The sequence below is a fragment of the Flavobacterium sp. CG_9.10 genome (assembly GCF_015752245.1).
Lineage (GTDB): Bacteria > Bacteroidota > Bacteroidia > Flavobacteriales > Flavobacteriaceae > Flavobacterium.
Genome location: NZ_JADOVD010000012.1, coordinates 34,061 through 48,621 on the forward strand (window position 1 = coordinate 34,061; position 14,561 = coordinate 48,621).

At 32.5% G+C, this 14,561-nt stretch carries 14 protein-coding genes; 6 read left to right on the top strand and 8 right to left on the bottom strand.

The features are described from left to right. The first annotated feature begins 16 nt into the window (after window positions 1-16). Complete coding sequence (locus IWX84_RS11335; RefSeq protein ID WP_196850869.1) at window positions 17-949, top strand: peptidylprolyl isomerase; 933 nt, start codon at window positions 17-19, stop codon at window positions 947-949. Between the two features lie 224 nt (window positions 950-1,173). On the opposite strand, the gene IWX84_RS11340 is transcribed toward IWX84_RS11335, so the two are convergent. Together IWX84_RS11340 and IWX84_RS11345 are read right to left on the bottom strand one after the other, a co-directional pair. Further along, a complete protein-coding gene (locus IWX84_RS11340; protein WP_196850870.1) occupies window positions 1,174-1,728 on the bottom strand; it encodes a thioredoxin family protein in 555 nt (184 codons plus the stop codon). A 171-nt stretch (window positions 1,729-1,899) separates the two neighbouring features. Then, complete coding sequence (locus tag IWX84_RS11345; RefSeq protein ID WP_196850871.1) at window positions 1,900-2,793, bottom strand: alpha/beta fold hydrolase; 894 nt, start codon at window positions 2,791-2,793, stop codon at window positions 1,900-1,902. Between the two features lie 147 nt (window positions 2,794-2,940). Between IWX84_RS11345 and IWX84_RS11350 the strand changes: the two genes are divergently transcribed. Continuing rightward, window positions 2,941-3,276 carry a tRNA-binding protein gene (locus IWX84_RS11350; RefSeq protein WP_196850872.1) on the top strand — a complete coding sequence of 112 codons (336 nt, stop codon included), beginning with the start codon at window positions 2,941-2,943 and terminating at the stop codon, window positions 3,274-3,276. 323 nt (window positions 3,277-3,599) lie between these two features. Continuing rightward, complete coding sequence (locus IWX84_RS11355) at window positions 3,600-3,926, top strand: four-helix bundle copper-binding protein (protein ID WP_196850942.1); 327 nt, start codon at window positions 3,600-3,602, stop codon at window positions 3,924-3,926. 177 nt (window positions 3,927-4,103) lie between these two features. Here the strand turns inward: IWX84_RS11355 and IWX84_RS11360 are convergent, their stop codons facing one another. The 5 genes from IWX84_RS11360 to IWX84_RS11380 all read right to left on the bottom strand — a co-directional run bounded on the left by IWX84_RS11360 (window position 4,104) and on the right by IWX84_RS11380 (window position 11,162). Beyond that, window positions 4,104-4,655, bottom strand: coding sequence for an RBBP9/YdeN family alpha/beta hydrolase (locus IWX84_RS11360; protein ID WP_196850873.1), 552 nt, complete (start codon window positions 4,653-4,655; stop codon window positions 4,104-4,106). A gap of 100 nt (window positions 4,656-4,755) precedes the next feature. Next, entirely contained in the window at window positions 4,756-7,275 is a 2,520-nt protein-coding gene (mgtA, locus tag IWX84_RS11365) for a magnesium-translocating P-type ATPase (RefSeq protein WP_196850874.1), read from the bottom strand. Between the two features lie 660 nt (window positions 7,276-7,935). Then, window positions 7,936-8,745 carry a hypothetical protein gene (locus tag IWX84_RS11370; RefSeq protein WP_231385475.1) on the bottom strand — a complete coding sequence of 270 codons (810 nt, stop codon included), beginning with the start codon at window positions 8,743-8,745 and terminating at the stop codon, window positions 7,936-7,938. Window positions 8,746-8,949: 204 nt separating this feature from the next. Further along, a complete protein-coding gene (locus IWX84_RS11375) occupies window positions 8,950-9,330 on the bottom strand; it encodes a PUR family DNA/RNA-binding protein (RefSeq protein ID WP_196850943.1) in 381 nt (126 codons plus the stop codon). Window positions 9,331-9,401: 71 nt separating this feature from the next. Next, window positions 9,402-11,162: an ABC transporter ATP-binding protein gene (locus tag IWX84_RS11380; protein WP_196850876.1), complete on the bottom strand. Its 1,761-nt coding sequence runs from the start codon at window positions 11,160-11,162 to the stop codon at window positions 9,402-9,404. A 202-nt stretch (window positions 11,163-11,364) separates the two neighbouring features. Here IWX84_RS11380 and IWX84_RS11385 point away from each other — a divergent pair, with 202 nt between their 5' ends. From IWX84_RS11385 to yajC, 3 genes are all read left to right on the top strand, one after another. Beyond that, window positions 11,365-12,465, top strand: a complete 1,101-nt coding sequence (locus tag IWX84_RS11385) for a Glu/Leu/Phe/Val dehydrogenase (RefSeq protein ID WP_317192118.1) — start codon at window positions 11,365-11,367, stop codon at window positions 12,463-12,465. A gap of 185 nt (window positions 12,466-12,650) precedes the next feature. Beyond that, on the top strand, window positions 12,651-13,562 hold the full coding sequence (gene nusB, locus IWX84_RS11390; RefSeq protein ID WP_196850877.1) for a transcription antitermination factor NusB: 912 nt from the start codon (window positions 12,651-12,653) through the stop codon (window positions 13,560-13,562). A gap of 32 nt (window positions 13,563-13,594) precedes the next feature. Then, on the top strand, window positions 13,595-13,879 hold the full coding sequence (gene yajC / locus IWX84_RS11395) for a preprotein translocase subunit YajC (RefSeq protein ID WP_196850878.1): 285 nt from the start codon (window positions 13,595-13,597) through the stop codon (window positions 13,877-13,879). A 73-nt stretch (window positions 13,880-13,952) separates the two neighbouring features. On the opposite strand, the gene IWX84_RS11400 is transcribed toward yajC, so the two are convergent. Beyond that, window positions 13,953-14,459, bottom strand: a complete 507-nt coding sequence (locus IWX84_RS11400) for a hypothetical protein (protein WP_196850879.1) — start codon at window positions 14,457-14,459, stop codon at window positions 13,953-13,955. Window positions 14,460-14,561: the final 102 nt, after the last annotated feature.

Below are 14,561 nucleotides of genomic sequence, written 5' to 3' on the forward strand. Positions count from 1 at the left end.
ATAAAAATTAAACACCATGGAAAACGGAATATACGCTAAATTCAACACCGCAAAAGGGTCGGTTTTAGTAAAATTAGAGCACGAATTAACACCAGGAACTGTTGGTAACTTCGTAGGATTAGCAGAAGGAAACTTAGAAAATAAGGTAAAACCACAAGGGACAAAATTTTATAATGGATTAAAATTCCACAGAGTAATTCCTGATTTTATGGTTCAAGGTGGTTGTCCACTAGGAACTGGAACTGGAGATCCAGGGTATAAGTTTGATGATGAATTTCACCCAAGTTTAAAACATGACAAACCGGGAATATTAGCTATGGCTAATTCAGGTCCTGGAACAAACGGTTCTCAATTTTACATTACACATGTTCCAACTTCATGGTTAGACGGTAAGCATACTGTTTTTGGACATGTTGTAGAAGGTCAGGATGTTGTTGATGCTATCGCTCAAGGAGATGTTTTAGATGCAGTGGAAATTGTTAGAGTTGGAGCTGAAGCTGAAAAATGGAATGCGATTGAAGCTTTTATTAATTTCAAAGGTGCCCGTAACAAACGTGATGCTTCACTAAAAGCAGATGCAGAAGCTGAAATGGAAAAATTAGCTGCTGGTTTCGAAAAGACAGAAAGCGGTTTGCGTTACCAATTTATCCAAAGAGGTGAAGGTAAAAAAGCAGAAAATGGTAAAACAGTTTCTGTACATTACACAGGACAACTTCCAGACGGAAAAGTTTTTGACAGTTCTTACCCAAGAAAAAAACCAATTGAATTTCCATTAGGAGAAGGAAATGTAATCGAAGGATGGGACGAAGGTATTGCCTTGTTACGCGTAGGTGATAAAGCTCGTTTTGTAATTCCATCACATTTAGGTTACGGATCTCGTGGCGCTGGAGGAGCAATTCCACCAAACGCTACCTTGATTTTTGACGTAGAATTAATGGACGTGAAGTAATAGTGTTCAGTCGCAGTTTGCAGTATTGAATAATCCAATTCATTTAGAATCCCAAAGCGAGAGTTTTGGGATTTTTTTTATCATTTTATTTTGTCATTTCGACCAAGGGGAGAAATTTCATAACGAGAGCAACTAATGTAATTTGTTTCACAGTTCACTTTGTTCGAGTCTCCTTCGTCGAAATGAACTGTTTTTATTCCAGTAAAAGAAAGGTTAAATGTTAATTATTTCCACTTAATATTGCAACCTAAACTCGGTTTTTGATCTGGGTTAATTGTCCTATTGTAAATTACGCTATCAATTGCACCACGCAAATCGCTACCACTTAACGGAATTCCATTTCCCGGACGGCTGTCGTCCAATTGTCCGTGGTAAACTAATTTATCTTGATTGTCAAATAAGTAAAAATCAGGCGTACATGCTGCATCATAGGCTTTTGCTACTTCCTGAGTTCCGTCATAAAGATAGGGAAACTCGAATTTATTTTGGAAAGCAAACTCGGTCATCAATTCGGGTGCGTCTTGAGGATATTTTGAAACATCATTGCTGGAAATCGTGATTATTCCAATTCCTTGAACCCGATAATCATTAGCGATCATAACAATCTCATCGATTACATGATGAACAAACGGGCAGTGATTACAGATGAACACAACCAAAGTTCCCTTTTCGCCTTTTAAATCCGGAAAAGAAAACCATTCGCTGGAATTTGTGTCTTTTAATGTGAAATTTGGAGCCAAAGTCTCCAGTGCTACTATGTTTGAAGTTGTTCTTGCCATTGAAATTGAAATTGCTTTCACCAAATTACAATAAAAAAGACACTATTAGAAAATATTCTGTTTTTTACTAGAATTATTTTAGAATCAAAATAAGAAAAAGTACGCTTCAAACTGTTTTGTCTTTTGATAGACTACGGTTCAAAGCATACTTTTTAGTGATTCAGTCTAAATTTAAGAATTTAAAAACTTAATCAAATCACTGTTTAATTTTTTCTTTTCGATATAAAATAAGCCATGTGGCGCTCCTTCATAAACGATAAATATATTGTCAGGGATTAATCTGGCTGCAATTTCTGAAGTGATTTCAATAGGAACGGTCTTGTCTTCATCTCCGTGAATAATTAAAGTAGGGACGCTAATATCTCGCATTTCATTGCTAAAATCAGTTGTGGAAAAAGACTTTGCACACTCTAAAGTTGCACGAGGTGATGCAAATGAACATAACATTCTATAATAGTCTAATAAGGCTGTACTTATGGGTTTTATGATAAAAGTCACGCCAAAAAATGTTTTTGCAAAACTTTCCAGAAAGTTCATTCTATCATCTTTAATTTGTTCCGCCATGGCATCGTATTTTTCCTGCGGCACACCATCTGGATTCGAATCTGTTTTTAACAATAATGGAGTAACTGACGAAATAAGTACTGCTTTTACAACGTTTTTTCCACCATGACGACTGAAATAACGAACGACTTCGCCACCACCCATCGAAAATCCTACAAGTGAAACATCTTCTAATTCCAATTGATCAATAATTGCCTTTAAATCATCAGCTAGAGTGTCATAATCGTATCCATCCCAGGGCTGCGACGATTTTCCAAAACCACGACGGTCGTAAGCAATAACTCTGAAATTATTTTCAACAAGAGCATCAATTTGATATTCCCACATTTCATTAGAAAGTGGCCAACCATGAATAAGAATTACTGGTTTTCCTTCACCGTAGTCCTTCACGTATAATTGTACGTTTGTTTCCGTTTCAATATACTTATCAGTTGATATTTTTGATTTAGAAAAACTACTGTTTCTAAATAATTCGTTTCCATTTGCTTGATTTTCTTCCATCTTGTAACAATATTATAGTTTTTTAATAGCTTGGTTGATTTGTAAATTTAGAAAGATTAGATAAAAATTGTTTTATAGAATTAGTGTAATTAGTTGTAAAATTGATAGGTTTGTTAGGAACTATCCTTTTATTAATAAATTTTAACTATGGAATTAAATTGGTCTGATTTTGAAAAAGTAGAAATGCATATAGGAACTATTTTGGAAGTCAATGATTTTCCCGAAGCTCGAAAACCAGCTTACCAACTCACAATAGATTTTGGTAACGTAATTGGAATCCGAAAAACCTCGGCACAAATTACCAAACGTTACGAAAAAGAAGATTTGGTAAACCGTCAAATTGTAGCAGTGGTAAATTTTCCTAAAAAACAAATTGGCAAATTCATGAGCGAATGTCTTGTCCTCGGTGCAGTGGGCGAGGAAGGTGATGTAATATTGTTATCACCTGATTTCAAGATTGAAAATGGATTGCGTATTGGTTGATTTAGAAAATATTTAAGTGGCTATGTTTTCCAATAAAGTTCAGTTATTAAAATGTTAATTTATTATTTATCAAATGTTTAAAAATAAAAATATTGTAAATTTACTTTTCTCCTAATTGATCTTGGAATTTTTTTTAGCATATCATCGAAAAAAAAAGTCTATTTGTAATTATCATTCGAGTAGTATACTCCATCGCTAATTCTTTCGAATCGATTAATTATTATCTTGGTTTCTACGTGCAGAAAAATTGACGGGTATCAAATCAGAAACATTCTCTTTTGGAGTTTAAAAAAATAGAATATTAATTTAAACATATATTTAAAATGGAAAAGCAAAGTATGATTGACGTATTGCATTTTTGTGCTGCACAATGCACACACTGTTATGATGCATGCCATTTAGAAAAAGAAATGGAAATGGCTCATTGCATGATGAACGACCAAGACTGTGCGGATATATGCCGTTTAACAGCGCAGTTAATGGAACGAAATTCTGAAAATACAGATATTTTTCTAAAACTATGTGGAGAAATGTGTGAAAGATGTGCCACTGAATGTGAAAAACATCCCGACATGGAACATTGTAAAAAATGCGCAGAAGCTTGCCGTAAATGTGCAGAAATGTGTAGTGAACAACAATTGGCACATTAATTTAAATTTTATATTAACGGTAAATAGTTTGTTGGGTTAGAAAAAATTAATTGTTTCGCTTAATAAAAATGACAGCTACTATTTTTATATTTTTCTATTAAAATTAGAAAACTGCTTTTCAAATTGAAGCAGTTTTTTATTTTAATAGAAAACCGTTTTACTAAAACAACTCCAGATTTATTGTCGATTAATTTTATGAATTAATTGTTCCAAAATCAATTGGCCTTCTTCCCAGAATTCCAAATTTGAATCGGAATTGATGTGTCCTTTTTGTCCAATATTTATAAAGTCGCTATCCCACATTTGCGCAAAATATTGGGCTCTTTCCGATGAAATATAGGGATCATTATCACTCGTGATAACAATAGATGGGAAATCTAATTTTTTAATTGGCATCGGAGAAAAATTCCAAATCGTTTCTGGAGTATGATCTTCGGAATCAACATCGGCTGGCGCAACTAATAACGCCCCAATTATATTGGGATTATTATTTGCTGCAGCCCAATGCAAAACCATAGATACAGCAAGACTATGTGCCACCAAAATGGTTGGAGAATCTAATTGTGAAATTGCTTCCTGTAATTTATCAAGCCAATCGTCTAATTGTGGTTCATCCCAATTCTCTTGGGCCACCTTAGTGGCATTTTTAAATTTTTGTAACCAATAGCTTTGCCAATGTTTTTCTCCGGAATCGCCGAGTCCTGCCAATATTAATAGTTTCGTTTCCATTAAACAAAAATACTTTTTAGAAAATCTATTTCAAATATTTTAAGCACTAAATTAATTATAGAAGATACCAGAATAGTATTTGGAGCCAAAATATCAGTATTTAAGACTGCATATGTTTTTTGAAAAACCAAACTTTCAGTAGATCAGCAGTTAGGATATAAATGTCGACGATTAGTAACATTATTCCCATATTGAGAAAAGGTAATGGAGAAAGTCCTACTTTATCTGCAAAGGGTAAATAGGGTAGAATCAATGTTAGTATTAATCCAACAAAACTCAAAATAAATAGGTATTTACCGGGTTGGCTTTTAAAGAAATTTTTGTGCGTTCGTATGATAAATAAAATAAAAAGTTCTGTAAGTATTGATTCTACGAACCAAGCCGTTTGAAAAGCCGATTCTTTTACTTTTAATATATAATAAAGGATTAGAAAAGTGATTACATCGAAGATAGAACTGTGTATGCCAAAAATGACCATGTAATTCCGAATCAATTTCAAATTCCATTTGCCCGGTCTCTGAAGTTGTTCCTCGTCAACATTATCTGATGCTATGGTGAGATATGGGAAGTCAGTAATAAAGTTAGTCAGCAGAATTTGCTTTGGAAGCATGGGTAAAAAAGGTAGTAATAAGGAAGCTATTGCCACGCTAAACATATTCCCAAAAGTGGAACCGGTGTTGATAAAGATGTATTTTAAGGTATTTGCAAAAGTTTTTCTACCTTCTTTTATACCATCAATTATGACTTTCAAGTCTTTTTCCATTAATACAAAATCGGCAGCTTCTCGGGCGACATCCACTGCATTTTCGACAGAAATCCCGATATCGGCAGCACTTAAAGCCGAAACATCATTTATGCCATCACCCACATACGCGACAGTATATGTTGTTCGTAAAGATTGAATAAGACGTTCCTTTTGTTGAGGTTCCACTTCCGCAAAAATGTGTGTTTTTTTTACTAATTGTCGTAACGCCTCCGGACTTGTACTAAAAAGTTCTTTTCCAGTCATTACAATAGGATCTTTTATTCCAATTTTCAACGCAATAGAAAGTGCCACGTTTTTGTTGTCGCCCGAAATTATTTTTAGATGTACTTGTAGTTTTTTTAACTCGTCAATGGTTTCTATGATTCCAGCTTTTATAGGATCTTCAAGCAAAATAAAACCCGCAAAAATCATATTTGTTTCATCTTCTTTTGAAATACTGTCGGCTGCGATGTTTTTATAACAGACTGCAATGGTTCGAAAACCGTTAATCCCAAATTGATTGAATTTTTTCTCAGTTTCAGTTTTGTGAGATTCAATGTTTTCAACGCTGCCATCGCTTAAACGGATGCTAGTGCAAATACTGATAATCTGGTTAAATGCTCCTTTACTGATTAATAACTTATTTGGGGCATTTTTGACTGCAATGCTTAATCTTTTTCGAATAAAATCATATGGAACTTCGCCCATTTTTACGGGAATAATTTTTGTTTGCAATTCCAATTTTTTTATCGCTTCATCTATTGGATTGGCATAACCAGACTCAAAAAAAGCATTCCAATAAGCGAGTTCTTTTACAAATTGATTTTCGGTGCCAAGACCATCTACCGCGCCTGATATTATAATTGCTCCTTCTGTAATTGTTCCAGTTTTGTCCGTGCATAATAAATTTACTTCGCCTAAATTTTGAATAGAAGATAGTTTCTTGACAATAACTTTTTTGTCCAACATTCTTTTTGCCCCAGCGCTCATCGCAATTGTTGTGATGGCTGGTAATAGCTCGGGCGCCATTCCTACGGCTAAAGCCAAAGCAAATAAAGCCGAGTCAATAACATTTTTGTGGTATAATAGATTGACCACTAAAATAAAGAGTGAAAGAACCAATGTTATCCTCATTAGAAAATAACCAAAGTCTTTAATTCCTTTTTCAAATTTAGTTTCTACCGTTGTGGTTGCACTTTTCGCAATATTTCCAAAAATGGTATTGTTACCTGTATTAATTACTAACGCTTTTGCCGTTCCGCTGACGATATTAGTACCTTCCCAAAGCGAATTAGTTCTTTTCGCCAATGCGGTATTTGGGTCTAAAACCCCAGTTTCTTTTGCCGTTGGGTAAGATTCTCCAGTTAAACTGGCTTCATTTGCATGCAATTCGTTAGCTTCAATTATTAGACAATCAGCCGGCAGCATGTCTCCGGCTTTCAAAATAATAATATCTCCAGTTACCACTTCATAAGAGAAAATTTCCTGTTCTTTCCCATCTCTCAAAACATTGCTTTTTAAAGCAATCAACGACTGTAATTTTTCGACAAACCGTCCTGCATTTCTTTCTTGGAAAAAACTAAGTAAACCTGTAGATAAAACAATAAAGAGGATAATAAACACATCGGAGGTATCGCCAAGAAAAGCCGATAATACTACAGCACCAATCAATAACAGCATCAATGGGCTTTTAAATTGTCCTATAAAAAGAGTCACATCTTTCCTGAAAACCGATTTATTTCTTTTGATATGTTCCGACTGTGATAGTATTTTATCGGCAGCAGTTTTAGACAAACCTTTGTTACTACTATTCAGTTTTTGAAGCCAATAGTTTGTGTCGAATTGCCAAAAATTCGCGGTTGCTGAAGTTTTCATAAATTAAAGTTCTAAAGTTTTGGACTATAAAATAGAAAAATAATAGCGAAATGGGTTTTATTGGATGCGAATAAGTAGTGTCAATAGTGTTGAAAACGAGTTTGTTATCAAAGTTACTCATTTTTTTTTACTGTAGAGATTTAATAGTTGGAGAAGAAATTTAAAAATAGAGATGATATAATTACTAGAATCCCATTTTTAAATTAAAATGGTTACTTGATTATTGTCGTTGCAGCAAAAGTAAGTCCACCAGTTGGTTTTTTGTCACTTATGATTTGCAATAATTCATATAAAGTTTTTTTTCCATTGATTTGTCCTAATTTGGATAAATCTGCCCAATCATTCCAAGTTCATTTAAACGCGTCAAATTCATAATATGATGAAGCTCTATTACAGCTGGCATCGACATTTAATGAATCGGTTGCATAACTTTTTGAGTAATATTCCATAGCTTTTTTTAATGTTCTTTCTGATATGCAATTTTAGCTTTATCAAAAAGAAGAGCTACTGAAGCGACAAATAACAGTCCTTATTTATGCTAAAAAGCAAATAATAAAATTTATGAGTTAATTTTTGGTTTTAGATTCAGTGCGGAAGAGCATTACTATTGTTGTAATGCGATTTGATTAAACGTAGAAAACGGTTTAAGAATATGGTGATTTAAGTCTCAAAAGTACTTACTTTTTTTGCTTCTAAAGTTTCGTATTTATTGTGGATGGCTAAAATTATTACACCAAACAAAACTGCGGCAACAATAAGGATTGTATTCAGAATTCCTTCGGTAGCAAAAGAAAGTTTTATCAGTATGGTTGAAATTATAAAGCCCGAATTCCTAATTACTCTATTAAATTTATCCGAAAGGAAAAAGGAAAACAATAACAAAAGTACATCTATTAATATAAGAATTGTAAAAAAATCATCAAAGAAAATCTTATTGATGTCCTTAATAGTAGTGACTATTTGCGTCAATGAAAAGAAACTTTCGTAAATCCAATGTGCTAAACTGTAAACGGATAATAAAACAAATATAGGGATGAGTGCTAAAGCAAAAATGTTTTTAAGTTTTATAAATTTGTTTACATCTATTGTTTTTTGAGTTTTAGCTTGATTGATCTCATTTGTTCTGTTGAGGTTATAAAAAATAAAAATCAATAAAAATAAAAGTATTGTTGCAATAATATCGAGGGTGAAATTTACATTGTATTTTACATCAAACCAGTTGGAGTTAAGTTCTAATTTTGTTAAATCTTTGAATATTCTTCGAATAATGATCAAAGTAATAATTTCATATTGTTTTCCTATGTAGATGGTTGTTGATTTAGGCAAATAATAAACTAAAAGATACACTTCATAAATCAATATGAACGAGAAAGGTGTATAGATTGCTGAAATTGGATTAGTTAGTAATTTTGAATAATCATTGATTAAAATAATTTTAAAATCAACTAGTGCGATAATTAACAAATGCATTAAAAAGCTTATTATCGCTAGCGAGACAAAGAATATTTCAGTTCTCTTTTTTGTTTTCTCAGATAAAAATTTGGCGTAAAAAAAGTTGAACAAGGAATTGGATTCTGTCATTTTTTTTTTGTCTAGATCCTAAATATAATGAAAAAAGTCTGAAATTCATTTGAATTTCAGACTTTTAACTTTCGTTTAAGTATCTATTAGACTTTAAATATCGTCAAAATCTATATCGGTAAAACTAGATGTTTTTGGTAGGATATCATCATCTGTTTTATCTGAAGCATATTCTTTTTTGAAATCTTTTTGGTGTCTTTCAGAGATTACTTCTTCTCCTTTGTGGTTTAATACATAGGATGTCATTTCCCCTAAAATTTCTGCGAAAGCAGCAAAATCTTCTTTGTACAAATAAATTTTATGTTTTTTAAAATGGAATGAGCCATCTTCTTCAGTAAATTTTTTGCTTTCGGTAATTGTAATATAATAATCATCTGCTTTTGTAGCCCTCACATCAAAGAAATATGTTCTTCTTCCAGCTCGTAGAACTTTTGAAAATATCTCTTCTTTTTCTAACATGTCATTTTCTCTCATAATCCTTTCTGTCAATTTATGGTTGTTAAGTAGTACTCAAAAATCTAAAAAATATATGTATTACACAACAATTAAAGCAATTCTTTTTCCGAAAGTTGTTTTAAATATAAGGAGGCATAGTATCCTTCTTGATTTATCAATTGATTATGAGAACCTTGTTGGATAATTTTTCCATCCTCAAGAATGATAATATTATCAGCATTTTTAGCAGATGAAACTCGGTGACTTACAATAATGGTCGTTTTATCCTTGCAAATTTCAAATAAATTGTTCAAAATCGCTTCTTCGGTTTCCGTATCAACAGCGGATAAACAATCGTCAAAAAGTAAAATTGGAGGGTTTTTGATAATCGCTCGGGCTATAGAAACGCGCTGTTTTTGACCTCCGGAAAGCGTGATTCCTCTTTCGCCTAATATGGTATCGTATTGTTTATTGAAACCAAGGATGTTGTCATGAACCACCGCATTTTTTGCAGCTGTTTCTACTTCTTGATCGGTAGCATTTTCTTTACCAAACTTAATGTTGTTTTTGATACTATCCGAAAATAAGAAGGCATCTTGTGGCACGATTCCAATGCTATTTCGCAAGTCATAAAGATTGACTGTGCTTATTTCATTTCCGTCGATATTTAATTTTCCACTCGTTACGTCATATAATCGAGAGATTAAAGAGGAAATAGTTGATTTTCCTGATCCTGTTTTTCCAAGAATTGCTAATGTTTCCCCTTTTTTGACCGTAAAAGTTACATTTTTTAAAGCTTGAATATTGGTGTCTTCGTAAGTGTAACTTACATTTTCGAAAGAAATTGTGCCTTCAATAATAGATTTTTTAGGGTTATTATTTTTTATTTCGGGTTCAATTTTAAGAAATTCATTGAGACGTTTTTGAGAAGCTTCGGCTTCTTGCACCATTGACGAAACCCAACCTAATGATGCCACTGGCCAAGTAAGCATGTTGACATACAAAATAAATTCTGCTATGGTTCCAATACTTTTTATGGTGCCATCAATGTACATTAATCCACCAAAATAAATCACCACTAAGTTGCTTATTCCTATCAGCGCCAACATCAATGGTCCAAATAGTGATTGCACTTTGGCTAAGTTTAAACTTTTGCTTTTGCTCTCATTCGCTAAATCCACCATGTTGTTTTGGTGCTGATCTTCCAATGAGTAGGCTTTTATAACTCGAATTCCCGAAAATATTTCTTGAGAGAAACTGGAAACTTTTGATAAATATTGCTGGAAAATGGTACTTCGTATATTGATTTCCGAGCTTAATTTGAAGATACAAAATGATAATATGGGTAGAGGAAGAATAGTATACAAAGTCAATCGTGGCGATACGTTATACATATATACGATCACAATTGTAAAACGAATAAAAGTATTTATGGTGTACATAACGGCAGGGCCTACATACATTCTTACTTTTGAAACATCCTCGCTAATGCGGTTCATTAAATCGCCGGTACGGTTTTGTTTGTAGAAATTCTGTGATAAGTTTTCATATTGTCTAAAGACTTCATTTTTCAAATCGAATTCAATGTGTCGCGACATAACAATTAAGGTTTGTCTCATCAAAAAAGTAAGAAAACCAGCAACAATAGTAGTCGCAATTATCAGTAAAATATTCGAAATTAATTCTTCACGAATCACCGAAATGGCTACGTTTTTATCTTTAGAATAAGATTCAATTACTTTGAAGGATTTGCTAATTAATTTTGGTGTAAACAAAGAAAATATTTGTGCGATGATGGTAAATAAAATACCAAGAGAAAAACTGTATTTGTATTTGACAAAGTATTTATTTAAATAGCGTAATTCTTTCATTTTTTTAAGATATTCTTTATTGAAATAGTTTTATTTTTTGAATTTCATTCAGTTTTTAATAATCTGTAAAATTAATATTTTAGTCTGATAATTATCATATCAATAAATTTAAGCTTAAAAATTAGTGTATATTTATTTTTTATGTAAATTTGATTTGTCTTTTTGACAAATTCATAATTTTATCACTATAAAAATTAATACTATGAATGCAGCTTTCACAACTGGAAAGGAACTTCAAAAAATGGATCCCGTTTTTGGTCAATTATCATTTGATGATCACGAACAAATTGTATTTTGCAACGACAAAGATACAGGTTTAAAAGCAATTATTGGTATTCATAATTCGGTTATGGGGCCTGCTTTAGGCGGTACTCGCATGTATAATTATGCCAATGAATGGGAAGCTTTAAATGACGTATTGCGACTTTCTCGTGGTATGACTTATAAAGCAGCCATTACAGGACTGAATATTGGTGGAGGTAAGGCAGTTATCATTGGCGATGCCAAAACCCAAAAAACTCCTGAGTTGATGCGTAAGTTTGGTGAGTTTGTACATTCACTAAGCGGAAGATATATTACTGCCGAAGATGTAGGGATGGAGACCGCAGATATGGATATCGTCAGAGACGTGACGCCTTATGTGACAGGAATTTCTGAATCAAGAGGCGGTTCTGGAAATCCATCACCTGTGACCGCTTACGGAGTATATCTTGGTATGAAAGCAGCTGCGAAACAGCAATTTGGTTCGGATGTTCTTAACGGGAAAAAAGTATTGGTACAAGGAATTGGTCACGTTGGAGAAACTTTAGTTGATTATTTGACAAAAGAAGGTGCAATAGTTACCATCGCAGATATTAATGAAGAAAAATTGTACGAAGTTGGATCTAAATACGGTGCCACAATATTCACAGGTGATGATTTATATACTGCTGATGTTGATATTTATGCGCCTTGTGCGATGGGAGCAACGATAAATGATGCTACTGTACATAAAATAAAAGCGAAAGTAATTGCTGGTGCTGCGAATAACCAATTAGCAAATGAGAATATTCACGGTGCTATTTTGCAAGAAAGAGGTATTCTTTACGCTCCTGATTTTTTGATTAATGCTGGTGGTATTATTAATGTTTATGCAGAATTAGCGCATTATGACAAAGCGGAAATCATGCGTAAAACAGAGAATATTTACAATACAACGCTGGAGATTTTTGCGTTCGCAATTGCTAATGGAATTACAACGCATCATGCGGCTTTGACTATAGCTCAAAATCGTATTGATCAAAGAAAGATAGAGAATAGATAGAAAATAGTTAATAAGCAGTGTTCAGTCGCAGAGTTCAGATAGAACTGGAAACCGAGACTGAATACTGATTACTTTTAAAAAAAGGTCTTTTAATTTTATTTACAAGGATGAAATTCTTATTTTTGCAAACTAATTAATAAAGTTCTTACAAGGTGGTAAATAGAAGACACATCCGCGTCAAAGTTATGCAATCCATTTATGCGATGCATCAAAATGGTTCTGATAATCTTGAAAAAGAAGAAAAATTTCTTTTTTATAGTATCGACAATATTCAAGATTTATACCTAATAATGCTTTCTTCCCTGATTGAAATTTGTAAAAAAGAAACGATCTTTTTACATAAATCGTCTCTGAAACATCTTGCCACTCCAGAAGAGCGTAAGCCAAATGAAAAATTTATTAAAAATAGTATTTTTCAAATTCTTTCAGAAAACAATTCACTAAGTATTGCTCTTGAAAATCGTAAAATTGACAATTGGACATTGAACGATGATTATATTTTATTACTTCTTAATGATATAAAGTCAAGTGAGTTGTATGGAAAATACATGAGCAATTCAATCAACACATTCGAAGAAGATAAACAGTTTATTGTTGATTTATTTATGGATGTAATTGTCCCTAATGAAAAATTATATGAATATTTAGAAGATGATAAATTAACTTGGGTGGACGATATTCCATTGGTTAATACTCATATCATCAAACAACTGAAAGCTATTAAATCTGGTGAAAATGACAATTTCAGAGTTCCAAAATTGTATAAAGACAACGAGGACAAAGATTTTGTTAGAGATTTGTTTAGAAAAACGGTCTTGAATGAAACGGAATTTGCTAAAGAATATGTTGATAAAACGCCAAATTGGGACAGCGACAGAATTGCTGAAATTGACACCATTATTCTTAAAATGGCTATCTGTGAATTTCTAAAATTTCCATCGATTCCAGTAAAAGTTACGCTTAACGAATATTTAGAAGTTGCTAAAGAGTATTCTACTCCAAAAAGTAGTATTTTTATCAACGGAATTTTAGATAATTTAGTAAAAGAGCTGCAGGCTAATAAAAAAATGATTAAAGCCGGTCGTGGTTTAATGTAATATTTATAAACAAAAAAAGAGAATTTAAAATTATGGGACAATTAACTCAATTTGCGCCGTTTCTATTAATGTTTGTGGTGATTTATTTCTTCATGATTAGACCACAACAAAAGAAAGCTAAAAGCGAAAAAGAATTTGAAAGTACTTTGAAAGTAGGCGATAAGATTATTACAAAAAGTGGTCTTCATGGAAAAGTTTCTGAGCTTGGGGATACAACGGTTATTGTTGAGACTATGTCAGGAAAATTAAAAATGGAGCGTTCCGCTATTTCAATGGAAATGAGTGCGGCTCTAAATACTGCAGTAGTAAAAAAATAATTCAGTTTTTATATTTATAAAAAAGTCCCAACCGATATTTCGGATTGGGACTTTTTTAAAGAAAATAAGTAGATTATTTTTTATTCTTTTTATTTTTCTTCGCTTTTTTAGATTTTGCTTTGGCTTTTTTCGCTTTTATTTTCGCTTTTACCTTAGCTTTTTTTGCTTTGTCTTTTTTTGCTTTTTTTGCTTTTTTCGCTTTTGCCTTAGCTTTTTGTTTCGCTTTTTCTTTTGCATCGGCCTTTTTAGCCTTGTCTTTTGATTTTTGTTTCATGTCAGTTTTGCTTTTTTTCTTCTTTTTTTTATCTAGTTCTTTAGTTTCATCAATAGAATTTTCGCCCGCTTCGTTAGCCGTCTTATCTTCTACTGGCGCTTTTATTGGGACTTTTACCGCTACTTTTGTTGGAATTTTTGCAGGTGCTTTTACTGGGACTTTTTTTTCTGTAGAAGTATTTTCAACAACTACACTAGGTTGTCCAGTTGCACTAGCTGCTGTTATTTTGTTAGTTTTAATTGGACTAACTGACTCAATTACTTCAGGCGCTTTTTGTACTTCAGTTTCTTCTTTTTTTACTACCATAACGTTACGTATTATTTTAAATTATTTTTTTAACATGAATAAAATTGATTACCACAGGTATTAACGAATGGTTAATAAAATGTTATTAAATTTAAGCATTTT